The following is a 21,774-nucleotide window of genomic DNA, read 5'->3' as shown; positions in this document are numbered from 1 at the left end:
CTAACCCTCGGGCTGGGTGACATAGCTTATCACCGAGGTCACACTGGACTGGTAGTTTTCATCCAGACCCACCTTAACTTCTACCTGGCGCAAACCGTTGTCGTTGGTTTTTTTGATAAACTGTTGCCAGTACCAGGTGCGATCAGCCATCTCAATACTGCCTTTTTGGTTGTTTTTGGGCGGCCATTGCGTAGTCAGCTTTAGCTGATTCAGGCGATTAGAGGCAACCCAGGTGGCAAAGGTGACTTGTTCGATGTCACCGACACTGGATAAATGTTCGGTCGCGGACTTCATCACTGCGGTGCCGGCCATGGCAAAAATAAACAAGGCGACCATGACCTCCAGCAGGGTCATGCCGCGTATTCGACGCAGGCGTTTCATGGGGTCAGCTCACGCAATGGCCCGTCCAGCCTGACCGGGGGGAAATCCTGATTCTGCAACTGAAAATACGCTGGGTCGTCATTGCCAAACGCGGGCTCATAAGCAAAGGTTACAATAAATGGCGTAATTTCACCGCTCGACATAATCAGTATCTGCGGCGGCGGCAGGGGTTTATCGTCTTCGTTGCCGACATTGATGTCGCTATCATCCAGCGAAAATTGTTCGTCGAAGATTTCACGATCAAACAATTGCGCATCCTGGTCCCAGGGCAGATCATCCAGATTCAGAATCAGCGAAAACGCTTCAGGTAACTCACGGGGGCATAGACCTCCACCCCCTCCAGCTGCTGCCAGCGATTGTCCTCATCCAGCGCCATAAAAAAATAGCCGTTGGCCTGCGGGTCAATGCGAATGCCCAGTTGTTGCTGGTTCATCACTGCGTAGTCAGAAGCCATATCGGTAAGCACCTGAAAACGCCGGGCCTGTTGCTCCAACTGCTCGGTTTTGTCGGTGCTAAAGCCATTGAAGATTACCACGCTGGTGGCCAGCCCCATCAACAGCAACACCAGCATGACTTCAAGCAGGGTAAAGCCACAGGCGCGGACGCGCGATGGCCAGGCCGGTCTCATTTATGCCCCTTCCCGAGAGAGAAACTTACAGGTATTCGTCAAGATTCCAGTTGCCAATATCATCATCGGTACCAGGCTGTTGATCCGGGCCATTAGAAAAAATGTCGATTTGTCCCATTTCCCCCGGGCTGATAAGGACATAAGGGTTGTTCCAGGGGTCTTCAGGCAAGCGTTTGATAAAGCCGCCTTGCGGGTAATTGCGTGGCAATGGTTCAATGGTGGGCTCGGTCACCAGCGCTTCCAGGCCCTGTTCCGTAGTGGGAAACTGGCTGTTTTTCAGTTTGTACATTTCCACTGCACTTTCGAGCTGCTGAATATCCACCGCAGCTTTTTGCAGTTTTGCATCTTCCTGATTACCCATAATATTGGGGGCCACAATCGAAGCCATAATGCCGATAATCAAAAGTACGACCATTACCTCAATGAGGGTAAAACCAGCGTGACGGGCAGAATGTCTCATTATAAGTTCACCGTTTTATTAAGTTCTAAAATAGGTTGTAAAATCGCAATAACAATAAACAATACCACGGCAGCCATGGTAACAATCAACATAGGTTCGAACACTTTCAGTGAAATACTGACCAGTGATTCAAATTCGCGATCCTGATTGTCAGCGGCCCGGCCCAGCATGTTTTGCAGCTCTCCGGATTTTTCACCAGAAGCAATCATGTGCATCATCATCGGCGGAAACATGCCGGTGTTGTCCAGCGCGGCGCGCAGGCTGCTGCCTTCTTTAACATTCATGGCTGCGGCCATGATCTGTTGTTTCATGTACTGATTTTCCAGCACATCGGCAGAGATACGCATGGCTTCAAGTAGCGGCACGGCACTGGAAGATAAAATACTTAACGTGCGGGCAAACCGGGACGTATTCAGGCCGCGGCTGACCTTACCTATCAGGGGGACTTTTAACAGCCACTGATGATATTTAAGCTTCAGTGCCGGTCGCTGCAGCAGTCTGGACACCACCACCGCCAGCAGCACCAGCACGATGAGCAGATAAAGCCCGTAATTTTGCAGCCATTCACTGATGCTGATAAGCAGCTGCGTAATGCCGGGCAGTGCCTGGCCCATATGGTCGAACTGGTCGACAATTTTGGGTACCACCACCGTCAGCAGCAGCAACACAATACCGATGGCAAAAAACATCATCAACGATGGATAAATGAGGGCCTGGGTAATCTGGCTGCGGGTCTGCTGCCGACGTTCGGTATAATCTGCCAGGCGATTGAGTACGGTATCCAGGTGACCGGACTTCTCCCCGGCAGCTACCATGGCCCGGTATAGCTCATCAAAAATGCTGGGAAACTCTGCCATCGCATCGGCCAGCCCATGGCCTTCCACCACCTTACTGCGTACTGCCATCATCATATTACGCTGACTGGGCTTACTGCTTTGTTCCGCCACCGCCAGCAGTGCTTCTTCTATCGGCAGAGCCGACTCCACCAGGGTCGCCAGCTGGCGGGTTAGCAACGCCAATTCTGAAGCGGAAATACGCGGGCGGAATAAGGTCATCCGGGTTTGTTTCTGCCGGTGCTTTTCGGCTACCTGCTCTACTTCAACTGGAATCAGTCCTTTTTCGCGCAACTGCTGACGTATCTGGCGTGCGTTATCGCCCTCCAGTACGCCGCTGGCATTACGGCCTTTGGCATTAACAGCCTTGTAGGAAAACGCCGCCATATCAGTCTTCCCGTGTAACCCTAAGCACTTCTTCTAATGAAGTGGTGCCAGAAAGTACCTTGCGACAACCATCTTCGCGAATACTGGGTGTAAATTCCCGAACATAGCGCTCTATGGCCTGTTCGCCTCTGGCCTCATGCATCATTTCCCGAATTTTTTCATCAATAATAAGCAATTCATGAATACCGGTACGGCCACGATAACCTGTCTGGTTGCAGGCCGCACAGCCATGCGGGGCATAGATATGCGGCACCGAAGCCAGTTCACTGACGCCTAATATCAGGGCCTCCTGCTCAGAAGGCGCATGGGCCACTTTACAGTCATTGCACAGGGTTCGCACCAGGCGTTGGGACAACACCGCCAGCAGACTCGAAGACAATAAAAACGGCTCAATGCCCATATCTTCCAGACGGGTAATGGCCCCGGCGGCGGTATTGGTATGCAGCGTGGATAATACCAGGTGGCCGGTCAAACTGGCCTGTACGCCGATTTGCGCGGTTTCGATATCGCGGATCTCACCCACCATCACCACGTCGGGGTCCTGACGCAAGATAGCCCGCAAACCCCGGGCAAAGGTCATATCCACTCTCGGGTTAACCTGTGTCTGACCAATGCCCTGTAAGTCAAACTCGATGGGATCTTCAACCGTCAGGATATTCCGGTCTTTGCTATTTATTTCGCTAAGCCCGGCATACAAGGTGGTACTTTTACCAGAGCCGGTGGGGCCGGTCACCAGGATAATCCCGTGGGGCTTACGAATCAGCGTGGCAAAATGGTCGCGATTGGCCTTGGTCATGCCCAAATCTTCCAGATTCAGACGCACATTGTTTTTATCCAATAACCGCAGCACCACCCGTTCGCCGTGACTGGAAGGCATGGTAGAAACCCGCACATCAACTGCGCGGCCGGCGATTCGCAAGGTTATGCGACCATCCTGGGGCACCCGCTTTTCAGCGATATCCAGTTTGGCCATCACTTTTATACGTGACACCAGCATTGATGAGAGCTTGCGGTTTGGGCGTAAAATTTCACGTAACACTCCATCGACCCGAAAACGCACCACCAGCTGATTTTCAAAGGTTTCTATATGAATATCAGAGGCGCCTTCTTTAATCGCCTCACCCAGCATCGCATTGATAAGCTTGATAATGGGGGCGTCATCTTCGCTGTCGAGCAGATCTTCGGTGTCGGGCAGCTCATCGGCCAGCGCAAACAGGTCGCTTTCGTTACCCAGATCTTCCATCAGCTGCTTGGCCGCGGAGGAGTCACGCTGAAAGGCTTTGGTCAGTAAACTTTCAAATTCATCGGTAGGTATCTCCGATAAGGTAAATCCCTCACCATAAAAGCGTCTGACTTCGGCAAAAACATTAAAGGGCGTGTCGGGCGTGTAATACAACAACGCCGGCTCACGGTTGGTTTCCAGCAGCACCCGATTTCGTTTGGCAAAGCTAAAACTTAGCTGGCGCGGATCCTCAGGGGTAACCTCGTCGTCCAGGGCGCCGGCTTCCAGCGCCTCTTCCTGAGCCTGTAGGGCAGCCTGTTGCAGCTGCTCATCATGACCGGCCATACCTAGTTACTTTCCTTGTTCTGTTGTTCCAGGATGTAATCCTCAAAAGACGGCGGTAAGGCTAAAGAATCGTCCCATTTGGGCATCGACGGTTGCTCGTCTTCGGTTAAGAACGACGCGCCTTCCTGTTGATGACGAATTTGCTGGGCCCGAATGTAGTTGTATTTACGATGGCTGATTTCATTCATGGTGACCCCATCGCGGACAATCTTAGGCCGTAAAAATACCATCAGATTACGTTTGCGTTTGCTGGTGGAAGTGGATTTAAACAGATGGCCGATAATCGGGATATCCCCTAGCAGCGGCACCTTCGAGACACTTTCCTGCACGTCCTCATCAATGAGGCCGCCCAGCACTATGGTTCCGCCATCATCTACAATCACGGTGGTTTTGATTTGACGTTTGTTGATGGAAATATCTACTGAGGTGGCGCCACTGACACTGGAGACCTCCTGTTCAATCGTCAGCTGCACCGCGTCGCCCTCATTAATTTGCGGGGTGACTTTGAGTTTGATCCCCACTTCCTGACGCTCAACGGTCTGAAACGGATTGGAGTTATTGTCGCCGGTACTGGTACCGGTGATAATCGGTACTTCCTGACCCACGATAAAGAAGGCTTCTTCATTGTCCATAGTGGTTAAATGCGGGGTCGCCAGAACATTCGAATTAGTGTCGGTGCTTACGGCCTGGACCACAGCGCCCCAGCCATTATCAATCACCCCGGCAATCAGACCGTTGGCATTGGAAAGCAGATTGGCCAGGGGGTTAAGTTACCTTCATCCCGGGACGTCACTTCCACCACATTGCCTTCATCGGTAATAAAGGCTTCGGTATCGGTTTCATCCTCGGCTTGTTTGAGCGCCACACCCAGCGCCCCTACCGGCACCACCCCGTTGTTAAACTGGGTACCACCGCCTTGCTCTGAAACCCACTGCACCCCTAAGGTGGTGCCATCACCTTCAAAGACTTCAACAATAATGGCTTCAACCTGGACCTGGGCACGACGGACATCAAGCTGACGAATCACCTCTTCCAGAGACTGCAGCATATCGGGTTCGGCCGTGATCACCACCGCATTAGAGGACTCGTGGGCATCAATGGAAACATCGCGACTGGAAGTGCCGGCGCCGCCCCGGCGGGTCTGACCATTACCGCTTTCTTCGGCCTGAATACTGGCAGATACGCCCTGCAGCACATTGACTAAATCTTCGGCTTTCGCATAATTTAAAAACACCACGCGGGTATTACCATTGGTTTCCAGCTCCTGATCCATCCGCTGAATCAGATTCACAATACGCTTACGGCCTTTTTCATCACCACTGACAATAACAGAGTTGGTTCGATCATCGGCCACCGCCCGCGGGGCAGATTTGGCTCCGGCGGTCGCTTTGCCCTGGGACTTGTTAATGCTGTCAACAATTCGCACCATTTCCGAGGCTGAGGCATAGCGTAGCTTTACAATTTCGACTTCTTCATCGCCCGCCTGATCGACCCGTTCGATGATCTCTACCAGCCGGTTTACCACCGCGGCGCGTCCGGTTAGCATCATCACATTCGACGGGTCATGACTGACCACATTACCGCCGCCGGCCTGATCATTAAGCTGGCGTAAAATCGGCGCCAGTTCACGGACCGGAACATTGTAGACCGGCACCACCCGGGTGATCATTTCATCGCCATCCAGTAACGCCCCTTCCATCACCGGCAGGTTTGAGGTTTTGGCATCTTTGGAGCGCACAATCTTCAGCACCCCGTTGGGCATTTCCACCACGGCGAAATCATAGACCTGCAGGACATTCAAAAAGAACTGGTAATACTGCTCTTCATCCAGCATATCGTAGCTGCGCACACTGATTTTACCGCGGACATTCGGGTCCACGATGATGGTGCGCTCTAAGTTCTTACCGACAATATTGATAAATTCATTGATATCGGTGTCTTTGAAGTTGGGCATGTATTCTGCTGCGGTCACCGACACACTAAGTGTCAGCAATGCTGCACAAACCGCAGCACTCAATTTTGACAGCAATGTACGACTAGCTCGCCTCATGATGTATGTCTTCCTATTCTTATTCTTCGCCTGGTGCGGGCATATCCAGATAAACGGTCTGATATTCGCCGTCCCGGGTTAATGTCAATTCGATGCTTTGAGCCGAGCGCAGAGCATTCATGGCTTCCATAGACTGTTGGGTGTCGGTTAGATCCAGCCCGTTGATCTGTATAATAATATCGCCAGGCTGAAGCCCGGCTGAATCAAACAACGCCGGATTTTTACCCGGTTTTACCTGATAGCCTACCAATTGGCCATCGGCAGTCTGGGGTGAAATAGAGATAAAATCAGTGAAATCCCCTGGCTGTTCGCGCAAGGCATTGGTGGCTTCTGCGGCTTCCTCATTCAGTCTGGTGGAGGGGTTGTTGCTGGCAATCTGTCGCTGCGCGCCTGAATTTTGCAGGGTGCGACCCCGACGATTACTCGCCATCCGGCCAGCATCACCGGACTCTTCGTAATCCAGTCCGTCCAGCATCAGGGTTTCATGCTGAGCGCCATTTTTAATAATGACCCGGTCCGCCTGAACCTGTTTGAGAATAGCATTGGTGCCGTCAATTTTTTCACCCAGCCCATACACCATCTGGGTGCCTTTGTGTTCTATAATAGCGGTAGCATTATCCACCACTGAGCTGGCCACCACTCCGGTTAATATCAGGTTTAGCTTGGTTTGAGGGGCATCGGTGACCTCCTGCTGCACGGGGGCTGTAGGGGCCTGGTTTGGCTTTCCAAATAAATTTAACTGTTGTATTTGGGCCAGGTTGACCCCACCTTTGGCAGCAGAGCCAACGCCTATGACCGCGGTCTGTTGTGACGGCGGGGCGGTATTGGCAGGTGCCGGCACAAGTTGCCAGATCAGGCGCGCCAAAAATGCCAGTAAGTAGATACTCAATAGCACGACCACGGTGTTCCGTAGTGTTTTTTGATGCTGACCCCAAAAAGTGGTCAGTGAATGGTAATTTATTTTTTCGAATGTCATGCTATTAACGGTGCACTGTTTGTAATAGTTAAAATAAGGTAAACCGTACGCTGGCAAAATCATAATAGCCTAGTCGGCAAGGCGCTCACAACATTAAAACGTAACAGTGGCAAAATTATTACATGAGTAATCCAAAGCAATCCCAGAAATCAGAAAATGTCAGACTGGACAAATGGCTATGGGCCGCCCGCTTTTTCAAAACCCGGGCGCTGGCACGGGATACGGTGCAGTCTGGCAAGGTGCACTATAACGGTCAGCGAGCCAAACCCAGCCGCGCCGTGGAAATCGGCGCCATGTTGGTGATACCCGCCGGCTACGATAGCAAAGAAATTGAGATTACGGCGTTAAGTGATAAACGTCTGAGTGCGCCACTGGCACAACAACTTTACAAAGAAACCGAGCAAAGCATTGCTAAACGCGAAGAGAATAAGCTCGCCAGAGAGCTGCATTCTTTTCACAGTCCCAAGCCTGATGGGCGTCCGGACAAAAAACAGCGACGCCAAATTATTAAGCTAAAGCACAGTTAGCCGCCCCTTCAGCGGGTAACTGCAAAACCACAGGATCTGCCTTGATTATGAAAGACTTTGACCAACTGCATCGTTTTCTGTTTAACCGTGCCAATGTTCGCGGTGAGCTGGCCCGCCTGGATGACAGCCTGCAGCAAATTGTGCACAGCTATGAATACCCGGTGCAGATTCAGCGTTTGCTAAGCGAAATGGCCGCAGCCACCTGTCTGTTAACCGCCATCTTAAAATTTAAAGGTGAGATCAGCCTGCAGGTGCAGGGTCAGGGCGCGGTCAAATATGCGGTGATCAGCGCCACTGACGATCATACCTTGCGAGGCGTGGCACGATGGGATGAAACCCTGACCACGTTACCGGAAACCTTTGATGAGCAAATTAAAAAAGGCGTGCTGGTGATCACGATAACGCCCGACGAAGGCGAGCGTTATCAGGGCGTGGTGGCCTTAGATAAGCCCACCCTGGCAGAATGTCTGGAAGGGTATTTTGCTCAGTCTGAGCAGCTTGCGACCAAGGTGATGCTGTATACCGATTTAAGTCAGCCTGAGCGTGCCCGCGCCGCAGGTATTCTGTTACAAGTCATGCCCACCCAGGCCAGCAATACCAATGTGAATGAAGATACTGAGTTTGAACATCTGGTGAAAATTAGCGAAACCCTGTCCAATGAAGAAATGTTCAGTTTGCCGGTACACGACATTTTATATCGCTTGTATCATCAGGAAGACGTGGAAATGTTTGAACCTGCTGCCATTCAGTTTGCCTGCTCATGCTCACGAGAGCGCAGCGCCGAGGCGTTGCGTAATGTGGAAAAAGACGAGCTTCAGCAAATTGTAAAAGAAGAAGGTGCGGTGAAAATGAATTGTCAGTATTGTCATACCGAATACCGTTTTGACAGCATTGATATTGAAGCGATTCACGCAGGGCGCTTCGACCAAACCCCTTCGCAAGAGCAATAGCCATCATTTCAACTGGCACGGTGTCAGATAGTACGGCTCTTGGATAGAACGCAGCGCCCGGACGGCGCCATTGATTGACCAGGTACGCCAGGGGTCAAAAGGCCAACAAAAAAGCCCGTCTATCGACGGGCTTACTTAATTTTTTCAAGAGCTTATTCGTAAGCACCACTGGAATAGGTTAGTTCATAGCTGTGGCTATAAATTTCCAGGATATTGCCAAACGGGTCTTCCATATAAATCATCCGGTAAGGTTTTTCGCCCGGATAATAGTAGCGCGGCTCTTTCATGCGGCGCTTACCACCTGCTTCTTCAATCTTAGCCGCCAGTCCCTCGACATCCGGATCCTGCACACAAAAATGAAAAATTCCGGTTTTCCAGTACTCGAAGTTATTTTCGGGATCTTCCTGATTTTTAAACTGGAAAATCTCAACGCCGATACGGTCCCCGGTGGATAGATGGGTAATTTTAAACTCGCCCCAGCCAGGTCCGAAGACATCGGTACACATCTGCCCGATGGGGCTGTCATCTTCTTCAATGGTGGTAGGCTTCATAATCAAATACCAGCCTAGTACTTCGGTATAAAATTTTACCGCCGCGTCCAAATCAGGCACAGATAAGCCAATATGGCTGAATGTTCTTGGATAAGGTGTGGGCATTACAGGCCTCGCTTGTTCTGATGAATTCATGAATAAGCGTACGCCATTGCTGCTAAAATGATAAATTATGATTTATTAGCAAAATAATAATATACCGTTATGAAACTGAATCCTGTGTGGCTTAAAACCTTTCAGATGCTGGTGGATACCGGCCACTTTACCCGTACCGCCGACAACTTATTTATGACGCAACCCGGGGTAAGTCAGCATATTAAAAAGCTGGAGACGGCCTGTGGCCACACCTTACTCAAACGCAAAGGTAAAAGTTTTACCATCACCGCTCAGGGCGAGCAGCTGTACGACTATGCCAGACAACTGCGCGAGGCCGAACATCAATTGCTAAACCAGATGGGCGCTGAAGATCCCTTTGCCGGGGCTTGCCGGCTGGCGTGCTCTGGTTCAACCGCCATTCGTCTGTACGGTCACTTGCTGGACTTACAACAGCAGCATCCTGCACTCACCATACATATGGAAGCTGCGCCTTACCGCAGTATTTTGCAAGGCATTACTCAAGGGGATATCGATTTAGGTATTGTGTCAGAACAGCCGGACTCACTGTATTTTGCTGCTAAGCCCATCGGCAGAGAAGCCATTGCGCTGATGGTGCCAGCCCATCGACCCCAGGGGGCGCAAAATCTGAATTCGTACCTTTACGGGCTGGGTATGATTCGTCATCCAGACAGCGATTATTATACCTCGCTGTATTTAGGCAGTAGCGCGTCGGCCACATTACGGGCGGTGCCTTTTGCGCAAATTCCCACCCAGGGGTTTATCAATCAGATCCACGACATCTTATTGCCAGTGGCTCGGGGCCTCGGCTTTACCGTGTTACCGCGCAGTGTGCTGGAAAAGAGCAGCTACAGCGATAGGGTGTCAGTGATGGGGAATATTCCGCTTATTGAGGAGCCGTTGTTTTTAATCTACCGGCAAAACCGGGAGTTGCCGGCGCGGTTTAATACACTGATTCCTTTGCTCAAAGACCAGTTGCAATAAAAAAAGGCGCTGTGGTTACAGCGCCATGTGGTTAGGTACTAACGTTCAGTGGCCGGGGCATAGCGATGCAGCCAATGCGCATAGGGGGCGGGCAGCACCCATGACGGATCCGCTTTGGCCAGTTGTTTGGCCGCATAATAGGTCCAGTGCGGATTGGCTAAATGAGCCCGACCCACCATCACCACATCGATTTGCTCATTGGCGATGGTGTCATTGGCCAGCTCGGGGGTATCGACGCCCCAGGCGGTAGCCACCGGTATCTGAGCTTCATCACGAATATGTTGTGCCACCGGCGCCAGAAAGGCTGGGCCCCACGGAATATCTGCTTCGGGGGTATTAAAACCAATGCTAACACTCACCAGGTCGGTACCGGCTTGCTTAAATTGTTTAACCAGCGCCACGGACTCGCTTAGCATTTTTTCGTCATCACCGGCGTACTCAACCACCCCAGGCGCACGGTAAAAGGCAGGTGCTGGGGCCAGACTTCACGCACAGCCTGCAGGGTTTCGATTAAAAAGCGACTGCGCCCGGCAAAATCACCGCCATACTCATCAGTCCTTTTGTTGGCATGCTCTGAAAAAAAGCTTTGCGCCAGGTAGCCGTGAGCAAAATGCAGCTCCAGCCACTCAAACCCGGCTTCCACGGCCCGGCGGGCAGCATCTACAAAATCCTGTTTAACCCGTTCAATGTCGGCTTTGGTCATGGCCTGGGGCGTGCGCGGCAAATTCGCCCCAAAGGCATCGGCCGAAGGACCAATGGGCTGCCATGCAGTAGGATCGTCTTCGCGCAGGTGGTCATCACCTTCCCACGGCTTGTTGGCACTGGCTTTACGACCAGCGTGCGCCAGCTGAATTCCGGCCACGGCGCCACCTCGTTTGATTTTATCGGCCACGGCGGTCAGACCGTCAATGTGTTTATCATCCCACAAGCCCAGGCATCCCGGGGTGATACGACCTTCTGGCGAAACCCCTGTGGCCTCGACCACCACCAGGCCCGCGCCGCCGCGAGCCAGAGTCGCATAGTGCGCCTGATGCCACTCATTGGTCAGGCCATCTTCAGCGCTGTACTGGCACATCGGCGGCACCGCAATACGGTTGCGCAGGGTAATGCCTTTTACGTTCAATGGTTCAAATAATGCTGTCATGAAGATAACTCCTTCAAAAAATAAGGTTATCGCCGGTGCTGGCAAACACAGGGGGCTTGCGGCCGGCGATAAGAATTACGCCGCCAGATTCAGAATCTGGCGGGCTTTGGCTAAATCGATGTCGCCATGTTCGCCCAGGGCGGTCATGCCGTTTTTCTCAAGGTTGGCGACAATGTCGTCAATACTGCGTTTCTCAATCTGATAATCGGCCAGGCGGGTTTGCACCTGCATAGCTTCAAAAAAGTCCTGTACCGCTTTGATGGTCAAATCAAGACAGCGACCTTCGTCTTCGCCGGTGATGCCGAATACCCGCTCGCCCAGCTGCAGAATTTTTGTTTTTTTCTGTTCACGTTGAACAAACATCAAAGACGGCAACACAATGGCCAGGGTTTGGGCATGATCCAGGTTGTACAGCGCAGTGAGCTCGTGGCCGATCATGTGAGTCGCCCAGTCCTGGGGCACCCCTTTGCCAATTAAACCATTCAATGCCATGGTGGCAGACCACATCACATTGGCCCGCACATCGTAATCCTGCGGCGTACTTAAGGCTTTGGGGCCTTCGGTGAGCAGCGTGTGTAAAATCCCTTCGGCAAACCGATCCTGGAGGGGGGCGTTTACCGGATAGGTCAGATATTGCTCGATAACATGTACAAAGGCATCGATCACCCCGTTGGAAACCTGTCGCGGGGGTAATGAGAAAGTGTACGTGGGATCAAGAACCGCAAACATCGGCTGCACTGAGTCAGAGCCAAATGCCCGCTTTTGGGCGGTTTCCCTCCGATTTACCACGGAATTGCCGTTACTTTCTGAGCCGGTAGCAGGCAGGGTCAGTACTGCGCCAATAGGCAGGGTTTCCGAAAACTCTGCGCCACTGACCAGGATATCCCAGGGGTTGCCATCAAAATTGACCGCCGCAGCAATAAATTTTGCGCCATCAATAACACTGCCACCGCCTACCGCCAGAATAAAGTTAACCTGGTTGTCACGGGACACCTGCACCGCCTGCATCAGGGTTTCATACTCAGGATTGGGCTCTACCCCTGCAAACTCTGTCACCGTGGCGCTCTGTAATACCGCGCTCACATCATCAAAAATGCCGTTTTTCTTAATGGAGCCGCCGCCGTATAAAAACAGCACCCTGGCATTTTCTGGCAGCCGGCTGGCCACTTCCTGGATCTGGCCTTCGCCAAACAAAATTTCAGTTCGGTTTTTAAAGGTAAAATTCAACACAGGGTCGTGCTCCTTAAATTATAATTGCTATGCCTGCTAAGACCTGACGATAGAGGGACCGGCCCGCATCGATTCGACGGGTCCAGGGTGGTCTAAGCCTCTGATCAAAAGAGGGGTAGCCAACCCGCAGCCATGTAGTGAGCGCATCCTAGCGATATTGCGTGATAAGCAGAAGTCAGATAAATTGCACGGAGCCATAAATATTCTGATGGGTCTACGCTATGTCGCATCTCACCCAGTTAAAAACCTTTGTTGAAGTTTATCGTAGCGGCAACATCACCCGGGCCGCGGCCAATCTGCAAATGTCCCAGCCTGCCGTCTCCTCACACATCCAGATTATGGAGACCGTGATTGGCAAAGAATTGTTTGTTCGTAAAGCCAGGGGGGTGGAACCGACCAGCGTTGCCCATGATCTGGCCCTACAGGTGTCCTCACACATCGATATTCTTGAACAAAAAATTGCGTCGATACGCAGTCGGGCCGCCACGGTATTTGGCACTTTAAATCTGGCGGGGCCTGCTGAGTACCTGAGCTTTGTGGCGGGTCCGCAATTGGCAAATTTACTGCAGGCTGAACAGGTCAACCTGGTGCTTCATACCGGCAACAAAAACAATACCTATACACTGCTTGAAAATCAGACCGCGGAGCTGGCGATCACCGCTTCGGTACCGGACGCCGGCCGCTATGAATGGCAGGTGCTGGATAAAGAGTCGTTATTGCTGGTGATGAATCGGGTGCAGGGGCGTGAGCTGAAAGGTCAGCCGATCAGCGCTGAGTTGCTGAACCAGTACAAGGCGGTGGCCTACGATGAACAGCTGCCGCTCATACGACAGTATTTTCATGCGGTATTTGATGCCACCTGTCGGTCGCCGGTGGCGGCTATATGCCCCGATATTCGCGCGATCGCATCAATTGTGCGCTCGGGTATCGGCTATACCGTGCTACCGGACTATTTGTGTAAAGGCGCCATAAAAGCGGGTGAACTGATACAGCTGGGCGAGCCCGGTCCACAGAATAATGTGTACCTGGTGTGGAAAAAAGGGGCGTTGCGTCATCCACGCATCGCCTTTGCCAAAGATGTCATTATGGCCTTTGCGAATATTAATTATTTAACCGGCACTGACTGACGAGACCGAAATAGCGGCTTTTTGGCGTAACTTTATATGTTCCAGCTTTTTACGCGCATTAGCACACCAGTAACAGTGTTTATCCGGCGCCAGTGCCAGGGCTCTGGCAAAGCTCTGTTTAGCGGCCTGCAACTGATTGCTGGTGAGCTGGGCTTCACCCAGGCTGTCCCATAAATTGCCATCATCGGGAAACTGTCGGGTGTTAAGCTGCAGCAGCGCAATCGCTTTTTTATGGTAACCCGCTTCAAGCAACGCCAGGCCAGCCCGGTTCAATACGACCGGCTCGGTAAGCGCCTCGGCAAAGTTTTTGGTTAAGGCCTGTGACAGACTGGTCTCTGACAGTCGGTAATTCAGGGCAAAGCGTAGTACCTGCGTCACTGGCCCGGGGGCGAATTCCGGAGGGTTGTAAGTGTCATCGGCCAGCATCAGTTCAATATCTTCGCTGATGGCCGGGGTGGGGCGCATCAGGGCGTTGGAGGCAAAAATAATGACCTGCTGCTGTTCAGGCTGCCAGCGAAAGTCAAAATAAAACACGCCGTCCGAACCATTGTGAGTGATTAGCCGGCCGCCACCTGGGGCCGGGTACAATGACCAGCCGTACCCATAGTGTTCTTTATACTTTGCATTGGCCAGCACATGAGGATGGCTTAGTTGGGCCCATTCTGACGCACTGATAATGGTTTGTTGCTGCAAAGCCTGATACCACCGGTACATATCATCCACTGATGAGATTAACCCCCCATTACCTTTGAGCGCCCAGCTCACCTCGCCGTCCTGCCGATAGCGCGCCAGATTCGGCAGGGTGCGCAACACCCCGGCCTTATAGCCGGGGGCAACCTGTTGTTGGTGCGTGTCCAGCTGCAAATAACCGGTATACTGCATGCTGGCGGGATCTAAAAGATGGTGGCGTAATGCCGCTTCATAGGATTGTCCGCTGGCCAGCTCTGCCACCCGGGCCAGCACACTGTAGCCCACATTGGAATAGTGAAACTGTTCACCGGGGGTATCCAGCAGCTCGGTGCTAAACAGCTGATCGAAAAATTCCTGGGTGCTAACGTTATCAAAATCCCCCAGACCGATACCGCCGGGTAGCCCCGAGGTGTGGGTAAGCAGCTGGTGTAGGGTAATACCCTGTTTATCGGCGGGAACCTTGGGGAAATAACGGGCCAGAGTATCCTGCACGCTTAATTTTTCTGCGCTTTGCAGTTTAATAATCAGGGCTGCCGTAAATTGTTTGGTCACCGAGCCAATATCGAACAAGGTCGCGGTGGTGATGGGGGACGGTGTATTGTGTTCGGCCTGGCCGTAGCCTTTTTTCAGCAAAATACGATCATCGTTCACCACCATCACTGCCCCTGAAAAGCCATTTTTGACACTGCGGGTTAAATGGTTGTCGATACGTTCGGTGGCCCAGTGTTCGCCGGTTAACACCGGCTGGGCGAGTACAATGGCGCTCCAGCCCAGTAAAACAGATAAGATAAGTGTTCGCATAATAAATCCTTAAACCAGCGAAGGGCTGTGGTTAACAGTATAGAAAAAACCACCCCGGCATGCTGGTCAATGTGGTTGAGTCAGCTGAATAGGGCGGGCAACCAGAATTCGGCAATAAGACCTTGTTGCGGGTGGTTGCGCAAGCTTATTTCCCCATTGTGACTATTTATAATACGACGGGTGATGGCCAGGCCCAGGCCCGAACCGAGACTTCCTCGCGCGGTGTCGGCCTGGGTAAATGGCTGAAACATATTCGCTAGCGCGGCTTCAGGGATACCCGGGCCAAAATCTCGCACCTTACAAAATATCCGTTTGTGTTTCTGGTCAAAAAAACTGGTCACGGTAATTTTGTCGCTGCCATATCGAAATGCGTTTTCTATCAGATTATCCAGCACCCGTTTAATGGCCACCCGCCCCAGGGGGATTTGGGGTAGCGGGGTAAGTTTGAGCTCAATCTGATGGGTCTCTTCGATATGTCGCACCTGGGCCTGCTCCGCAATCAGCTGGTTCAGATCAGTCAGTTCCTGCTGGCCCACGGTATCCATGCGCGCATAATCAATAAACTGGTCGATAATGGCATTCATGTCTTCAATATCGTGCACAATACCTTCGCGCACCCAGTCGCTTTCTGGTGGCAGCATCTCGGTAGCCAGCCGGATGCGAGTGAGGGGCGTGCGCAGGTCATGAGAAATCCCCGCGGTCATCAAAGTGCGATCATGTTCAAGTTGTGCAATCCCCTGATTCATCCGGTTAAAGGCCCGGGTCACTTCAATCAGCTCGGTACTGCCCTGTTCTTTGAGCGGGGCCGGAGTCTGGCCTTTGCCTACCTGCAAGGCCGCGCTTTGCAGCGCATGCAGCGGCCGGTTCAGTCGCCGGACAAACAACCAGCCGCCAAGTACACTTAAGCTACCAATCACCATCAGATAAACTGTCAGTGGCGAAATGTTTGCCTCGGCCCAGCCTGACAAAGGAATGCTGATCCAGGTATCCGGGTGACTGCTCAAAGATATCCATACCAGGTAGGGCCGCTTACTGTTTTGCTCTGGCGCAGGGGTGCTGATACGCACCTCGACCTTTTGCGCCAGCTGCGCTGACACCTGATTAGACATAAACTGGTAACCGGTGGTCTGCACCAGGCCTCTTTGCATGGCCTGCTCAGTATTGAACACACTGATACCAGTGGTCTCGGTATAGGCACGGCGTTCGCTCACCGGGCTTTGCAGAATATCCTGGGCCAGCATGCTTTGCACCTGAGTCGCCAGCAGGCTGTTAATCTGCGCCGAGGTGGGCCGGATAAAATAATAAGTAACTGATAAATACGAGACCACCTGGTTTATCAGTAACAGCAAACCAATTAATAATACGGTTTGTCCAAACGCACTTTTGGGTAAGATTCGCATACGTCAGCTATTCTGCCGATCAGGTCTGGGCTTCGCCGTCGGGTACAAATACGTACCCTAAGCCCCATACCGTTTGGATATAGCGCGGCGCGGCCGGATCTTTTTCCAGCATGCGGCGCAAACGTGAGACCTGCACATCAATACTGCGCTCCAGTGCACTGTAATCGCGCCCGCGGGCCAGATTCATCAGCTTGTCTCGTGATAGCGGTTCCCGGGGTGGGTCACCAGTGACTTCAACACCGCAAATTCGCCGCTGGTGAGCGACAGTGGTTTGCCTGCATCTGACATTTCGCGGGTCGCCAGGTTCAGGGTGTAACTTCCAAATTCGACAATTTGTTCGCCCCGGCTGGGTGCACCGGGCGCATCGGCAATTTTGCGGCGCAGCACCGCTTTGGTGCGGGCCAGTAATTCTCGTGGGTTAAAAGGCTTGGGCAGATAATCATCGGCGCCCATTTCCAGTCCGATAATACGATCTACCTCGTCGCCTTTGGCGGTCAGCATAATGATGGGCATATCATTTTGTGACTGCCGCAGACGCCGGCAAATCGAAAGGCCGTCTTCACCGGGTAACATCAAATCCAGTACCATCAGATGAAAGTTTTCACGTTCTAACAAGCGGTCCATCTGATCAGCATTGCCCGCGCTGCGCACCTGATAGCCTTGTTCTACCAGATACCGCTCTAACAGAGCTCGCAGGCGCATATCATCATCAACAACCAAAATTTTCGATGTTTCGTGACCCATAGTGACGTACTCGCTTTTTTCTTTCACTATAACCACAAACCGTCGAGGCTCCAATATTTAAGCACCATGTCGCGGCACAGGAATGTTACAAATAATGTCAGTCAGTTACATCGCCAACGGTGCGCTGTACCTATGGGGTGATGTGCCGCATCATGCCATAGCGTGCCCCATCACACTGTGCTACCAGTCTTTATTTACCGCGCGTCTAACTTATCTCAAGTGCTAATGGTCAGAGCCTGTTCTCTGGCGCTGGAAACGATGGCTATCAGGTTTGCTGAAACCTGTGGTGCTAGCCGATACCAGTGACTGTCCAAGCGAGTGGGTGCCCATACAAGTGAGTGTCCATACAAGTACATATTCAAACAAGTGACTGTCCATAACGGTGTGGTCCATAACAGTGTGTGTCCAAACGAGTGGGTGTCCAAACAAGTGACTGCTAGCCGATACCAGTGACTGTCCAAGCGAGTGGGTGCCCATACAAGTGAGTGTCCATACAAGTACATATTCAAACAAGTGACTGTCCATAACAGTGTGGTCCATAACAGTGTGTGTCCAAACGAGTGGGTGTCCAAACAAGTGACTGTCCAAGCGAGTAGGTGCCCATACAAGTGCATATCCAGACACGCGCTGCTTGTCGCCGCGGCAGATATTGGCGACCAGGTATTGATCTTATTATTTACCTTAAGGCAAGTTCGCGGAATAAAGAAGCTTGTAAGCAGGCGCGGGCCGGGCTTTGGTATCGGCAGCGATGGGGTGAAATACGGCAGTAGGGAGCAGCGTATTGGGCTACTCACGGCTCCAGGTTTTCAAGGACAAAGTTTTCACGGATTAGGGACAAATGTGGCTAACGGGGGATAACCCCTGGCCGTTAGTTAGTCCCCGAAGATGGGCCGGTCACTAACAACATCCGACGGTTTAATCGGTACTGATCCAGTCCATCTGATGCCCGGCACGACGTTTTTTGTCCAGAATTTCTTCAATCAACGGGGTCAGAATCAATTCCATTGCCAGTCCCATTTTGCCACCCGGCACCACCAGGGTGTTGATGCGGGACATGAACGAGCCGTCGATCATCTGCAACAAGTAAGGAAAATTCACATTACGCATCTCACGGCGAAAACGCACTACCACAAAGCTTTCATCCTGTGAGGGAATTTCCCGGGCACTGAATGGGTTTGAGGTATCCACGGTGGGTACCCGCTGAAAGTTTACATGGGTACGTGAAAACTGTGGTGTAATATAATGAAAATAGTCATCCAGACCACGCACAATATTACTCATTACTGCTTCGCGAGAGTGTCCGCGATCAGTGGTGTCCCGCACAATCTTTTGAATCCATTCCAGATTCACAATGGGTACCATTCCCACCAACAGATCGACAAACTGAGACACATCATTGTCTTCGGTTTTCACCCCGCCATGGAGGCCTTCGTAAAACAGCAGATCGGTACTTTGAGGTAACTCCTGCCAGGGCGTAAAGGTTCCCGGCATCTGGTTAAATGGCACCGCCTCATCAAACGTATGCAGATACTGCCGGTATTGGCCCTGCCCGGTATGACCGTATTCGCGAAACAGGGTTTCCAGTAGATCAAAATCGTTCGCCTTGGGACCAAAGTAGCTGATGTGCCGGCCTTGCTCCTGGGCTTTGCGAATTTCAACTTCCATTTCGGGGCGGGTAAACCGGTGAAAGCTATCACCGCCGACCACGGCTGCATCGACATTCAGATTACGAAAAATATGCCGGATCGCATTGGTGGTCGTAGTGGTGCCGGCACCGGATGAACCCGTGATGGCAATAATAGGATGTTTTACAGACATACGGTGTTGTGTACTCGAAGCCGGACACTAGTTATAAGCTGGCTGACAAGATTAATCAAGCGGCGCCACTGACGAAAATACGTAAAACAGGCGGCTATCTTGTCAGAACATGCCGGCAAAGCGGTTAAAAAAAGCGGTGCTTTCACACCGCACTTAAGGCTTGCTTTCACGCCTGACTTTCGCGCTGAATCGCCCGGTGGGCAATATCGGTGCGAAAGTACACATCCTGCCAATGGATATGATTAACCAGCTCATAGGCCTGTTGCTGGGCAGCGGTAACATTGCTGCCCAGGGCGGTGGCGCATAATACGCGGCCGCCGCTGGTGACGACATCGCCATGGTGCTCTGCGGTACCGGCATGAAACACTTTGCCCGGTTGCCCGGCAGCATCTTCCAGCCCGCTGATAACCTGACCTTTGACATAGCTGCCCGGATACCCCCGGCAGCCAGCACCACACCTACTGCGGCGCGTTCATCAAACTCAATCTTCTGGGTATTCAGCGCACCGTCGCAGGCGGCCTGGCACAATGCCACCAAATCAGATTGCAGACGCAGCATAATAGGCTGGGTTTCAGGATCGCCAAAACGGCAATTGTACTCAATGACCTTGGGGGTACCTTCGGCGGTGATCATCAGGCCTGCATACAAAAAACCTTTATACGGATGCCCTTCATCAGCCATCCCTTTGACGGTAGGCAGAATGACCTCATCCATGACCCGCTGGTGAATTTGCGGGGTGACCACGGGCGCCGGAGAGTAAGCCCCCATGCCACCGGTATTCGGGCCTTTATCGCCATTGGCCGCGCGTTTATGATCCTGGCTGGTGGCAAAAGGCAACACATGCTGGCCATCCACCATCACAATAAATGAGGCTTCTTCGCCCTCCAGAAACTCTTCAATCACTACCCGGCTGCCGGCTTCACCAAAGGCATTACCTGCCAGCATATCGCGAATAGCATCTTCGGCTTCAGCCTGGGTCATGGCCACGATGACACCTTTGCCGGCGGCCAGACCATCGGCTTTGATGACTATCGGCGCGCCTTGTTGCTGCACATAGGCCAAGGCCGGCTCCACCTCGGTGAATTTTGCATAGGCCGCAGTAGGAATGTGGTGCCGGGCCAGAAAATCTTTGGTAAAGGCTTTTGAACCTTCAAGTTGTGCTGCAGCCTGGCTGGGGCCAAAAATAGCCTGCCCGGCAGCTTCGAAAATATCTACCACACCAGCTACCAGCGGCGCTTCAGGACCTACAATGGTAAGCGCAACCTCATTTTGTTGCGCAAACTCAAGCAGCCCGTCGATGTTTGTGGCGTCAATATCAACATTTTGCAGACCCGCTTCGCGAGCGGTGCCGGCATTACCCGGCGCTACAAATACCGTGTTGACGGAAGAAGACTGCGCCGCTTTCCAGGCCAGCGCATGCTCGCGGCCACCGCCGCCGATAACAAGTACGTTCATTAAACGATTCCGTTAATTATTCAGGTTTGACAAATTTTAGGGTCATGCGATTACTCTCGCCGATAGCAAGGTACTTGGCACGATCCTGTTCCCCAAGACGCAATGATGGCGGCAGGGTCCATACTCCTTTTGGGTGATCCGCATTGTCCATGCTGTTGGCATTGATGTCGCTTTGGGCTACCAGTTCAAAACCGGCGGCTTTCGCTGCCTCAATGACAACAGAGCGTTTCATATAGCCGCTTTTTTCCATTTTACTGTCGGCTGCCGATTCTGGCAGTTCGTGTTCAACCACGCCTAATACACCACCGGGTTTCAGAGCCTGGAAAAAGGCACCAAAGGCATTCTCCAGGGCTTTTTCCGCCGCATTGAAATACCAGTTGTGAACATTTCGAAAGGTCAGCACTACATCGGCGCTGCCTGCTTCAGCAATCTCCAGGGCCTTGGTGGGGTGAAATGCGGTGAGTTTGATGTTTTTGTAAGGGGGATGATTGGCGACTTTTTGTTTGAAATTTTTCAGCGATTTTTTGTAATAGTCATTAGAGTCTTCCTCTACAAAAAAATGCGCAGCAATCAGCTGGCCCTGCTCATCGAGCAATGGCGCCAGAATGTCGGTGTACCAGCCACCGCCTGGCGATACTTCAACTACCGTATCAGTCGGCTTGATCTCAAAAAAGCGGAGTGTTTGCTGAGGATTTCGGTATTCATCGCGTAATTTCGCTTCGGCAGAACGATGTTCGCTTTTTACCGCCTCGCTAATGGGGTCGGCATACGTAGCGGTGGCAGACATTGCCAGTAATGATGCTGCAACTAAACGCAGAGTATGTTTCATGGTTGTTCCTTATCTCATTGTTGTGAAAGTACTTAGCCTAAATACTGCGGGTTGGCCAAAGCAGGTTTGCTACAGAGTACCCTAGCCCCGCCGTGGGGGAAAGCACGTAGCAGAAGGTTATTTCCACT

19 protein-coding genes and 3 pseudogenes are annotated in these 21,774 nt (G+C 52.1%); 4 read left to right on the top strand and 18 right to left on the bottom strand.

Translation table 11 applies throughout. From position 1 onward, the window contains the following. The 8 genes and pseudogenes from gspI to gspC all read right to left on the bottom strand — a co-directional run bounded on the left by gspI (position 1) and on the right by gspC (position 7,282). Positions 1 to 381, bottom strand: coding sequence for a type II secretion system minor pseudopilin GspI (gene gspI / locus IT774_RS16035; RefSeq protein ID WP_232365024.1), 381 nt, complete (start codon positions 379 to 381; stop codon positions 1 to 3). Beyond that, positions 378 to 629 carry a hypothetical protein gene (locus tag IT774_RS17945; protein ID WP_332308864.1) on the bottom strand — a complete coding sequence of 84 codons (252 nt, stop codon included), beginning with the start codon at positions 627 to 629 and terminating at the stop codon, positions 378 to 380. Before IT774_RS17945 ends, gspI begins: the two co-directional genes overlap by 4 nt. 41 nt (positions 630 to 670) lie before the next feature. After that, on the bottom strand, positions 671 to 1,009 hold the full coding sequence (gspH, locus tag IT774_RS17940; RefSeq protein ID WP_332308863.1) for a type II secretion system minor pseudopilin GspH: 339 nt from the start codon (positions 1,007 to 1,009) through the stop codon (positions 671 to 673). A 25-nt stretch (positions 1,010 to 1,034) separates the two neighbouring features. Further along, positions 1,035 to 1,469 carry a type II secretion system major pseudopilin GspG gene (gene gspG / locus IT774_RS16025; RefSeq protein WP_195810659.1) on the bottom strand — a complete coding sequence of 145 codons (435 nt, stop codon included), beginning with the start codon at positions 1,467 to 1,469 and terminating at the stop codon, positions 1,035 to 1,037. Further along, entirely contained in the window at positions 1,469 to 2,689 is a 1,221-nt protein-coding gene (gspF, locus tag IT774_RS16020) for a type II secretion system inner membrane protein GspF (protein WP_195810658.1), read from the bottom strand. Before gspF ends, gspG begins: the two co-directional genes overlap by 1 nt. Position 2,690: 1 nt before the next feature. Further along, positions 2,691 to 4,256 carry a type II secretion system ATPase GspE gene (gspE, locus tag IT774_RS16015; RefSeq protein ID WP_195810657.1) on the bottom strand — a complete coding sequence of 522 codons (1,566 nt, stop codon included), beginning with the start codon at positions 4,254 to 4,256 and terminating at the stop codon, positions 2,691 to 2,693. 2 nt (positions 4,257 to 4,258) lie between these two features. Beyond that, a pseudogene (gene gspD / locus IT774_RS16010) lies at positions 4,259 to 6,309 on the bottom strand (type II secretion system secretin GspD). Positions 6,310 to 6,325: 16 nt separating this feature from the next. Beyond that, a complete protein-coding gene (gspC, locus tag IT774_RS16005; protein WP_195810656.1) occupies positions 6,326 to 7,282 on the bottom strand; it encodes a type II secretion system protein GspC in 957 nt (318 codons plus the stop codon). Positions 7,283 to 7,404: 122 nt separating this feature from the next. Between gspC and hslR the strand changes: the two genes are divergently transcribed. Both hslR and hslO read left to right on the top strand, forming a co-directional pair. Next, positions 7,405 to 7,809, top strand: coding sequence for a ribosome-associated heat shock protein Hsp15 (gene hslR, locus IT774_RS16000; RefSeq protein ID WP_195810655.1), 405 nt, complete (start codon positions 7,405 to 7,407; stop codon positions 7,807 to 7,809). Between the two features lie 47 nt (positions 7,810 to 7,856). After that, a complete protein-coding gene (hslO, locus tag IT774_RS15995) occupies positions 7,857 to 8,759 on the top strand; it encodes an Hsp33 family molecular chaperone HslO (RefSeq protein WP_195810654.1) in 903 nt (300 codons plus the stop codon). A 152-nt stretch (positions 8,760 to 8,911) separates the two neighbouring features. Here hslO and IT774_RS15990 read toward each other — a convergent pair whose 3' ends face one another. Beyond that, entirely contained in the window at positions 8,912 to 9,415 is a 504-nt protein-coding gene (locus tag IT774_RS15990; RefSeq protein WP_195810653.1) for a lactoylglutathione lyase family protein, read from the bottom strand. A gap of 99 nt (positions 9,416 to 9,514) precedes the next feature. On the opposite strand from IT774_RS15990, the gene IT774_RS15985 reads away from it, so the two are divergent. Then, on the top strand, positions 9,515 to 10,408 hold the full coding sequence (locus IT774_RS15985; protein WP_195810652.1) for a LysR family transcriptional regulator: 894 nt from the start codon (positions 9,515 to 9,517) through the stop codon (positions 10,406 to 10,408). 38 nt (positions 10,409 to 10,446) lie between these two features. Here IT774_RS15985 and IT774_RS15980 read toward each other — a convergent pair. Continuing rightward, positions 10,447 to 11,552: pseudogene (locus IT774_RS15980) on the bottom strand (NADH:flavin oxidoreductase/NADH oxidase). 75 nt (positions 11,553 to 11,627) lie between these two features. After that, the gene (locus IT774_RS15975; RefSeq protein ID WP_195810651.1) at positions 11,628 to 12,782 is read right to left on the bottom strand and encodes an iron-containing alcohol dehydrogenase; all 1,155 of its coding nucleotides are present in this window, start codon (positions 12,780 to 12,782) and stop codon (positions 11,628 to 11,630) included. 221 nt (positions 12,783 to 13,003) lie between these two features. On the opposite strand from IT774_RS15975, the gene IT774_RS15970 reads away from it, so the two are divergent. Further along, entirely contained in the window at positions 13,004 to 13,909 is a 906-nt protein-coding gene (locus IT774_RS15970; protein ID WP_195810650.1) for a LysR family transcriptional regulator, read from the top strand. Here the strand turns inward: IT774_RS15970 and IT774_RS15965 are convergent. The 7 genes and pseudogenes from IT774_RS15965 to IT774_RS15940 form a co-directional block, all read right to left on the bottom strand. Then, positions 13,892 to 15,400, bottom strand: coding sequence for a serine hydrolase domain-containing protein (locus IT774_RS15965; RefSeq protein ID WP_195810649.1), 1,509 nt, complete (start codon positions 15,398 to 15,400; stop codon positions 13,892 to 13,894). The two genes, IT774_RS15970 and IT774_RS15965, sit on opposite strands and share 18 nt — an antisense overlap. Positions 15,401 to 15,480: 80 nt before the next feature. Further along, the gene (gene envZ / locus IT774_RS15960) at positions 15,481 to 16,800 is read right to left on the bottom strand and encodes a two-component system sensor histidine kinase EnvZ (RefSeq protein ID WP_195810648.1); all 1,320 of its coding nucleotides are present in this window, start codon (positions 16,798 to 16,800) and stop codon (positions 15,481 to 15,483) included. Between the two features lie 19 nt (positions 16,801 to 16,819). After that, positions 16,820 to 16,987 (bottom strand): winged helix-turn-helix domain-containing protein, encoded by a 168-nt coding sequence (locus IT774_RS17835; protein ID WP_269749776.1) that lies wholly within the window; start codon positions 16,985 to 16,987, stop codon positions 16,820 to 16,822. Then, positions 16,987 to 17,544, bottom strand: a complete 558-nt coding sequence (locus tag IT774_RS15955) for a response regulator (RefSeq protein WP_269749775.1) — start codon at positions 17,542 to 17,544, stop codon at positions 16,987 to 16,989. Before IT774_RS15955 ends, IT774_RS17835 begins: the two co-directional genes overlap by 1 nt. 915 nt (positions 17,545 to 18,459) lie before the next feature. Further along, complete coding sequence (locus tag IT774_RS15950) at positions 18,460 to 19,362, bottom strand: phosphoribulokinase (protein WP_195810647.1); 903 nt, start codon at positions 19,360 to 19,362, stop codon at positions 18,460 to 18,462. A 166-nt stretch (positions 19,363 to 19,528) separates the two neighbouring features. Beyond that, positions 19,529 to 20,817: pseudogene (gene purD, locus IT774_RS15945) on the bottom strand (phosphoribosylamine--glycine ligase). A gap of 16 nt (positions 20,818 to 20,833) precedes the next feature. Next, on the bottom strand, positions 20,834 to 21,646 hold the full coding sequence (locus IT774_RS15940) for a class I SAM-dependent methyltransferase (protein WP_195810646.1): 813 nt from the start codon (positions 21,644 to 21,646) through the stop codon (positions 20,834 to 20,836). Positions 21,647 to 21,774 lie beyond the last annotated feature (128 nt).

It is taken from the genome of Salinimonas marina, assembly GCF_015644725.1.
GTDB lineage: Bacteria > Pseudomonadota > Gammaproteobacteria > Enterobacterales > Alteromonadaceae > Alteromonas.
This window is presented reverse-complemented; position numbering and strand designations above follow the sequence as displayed.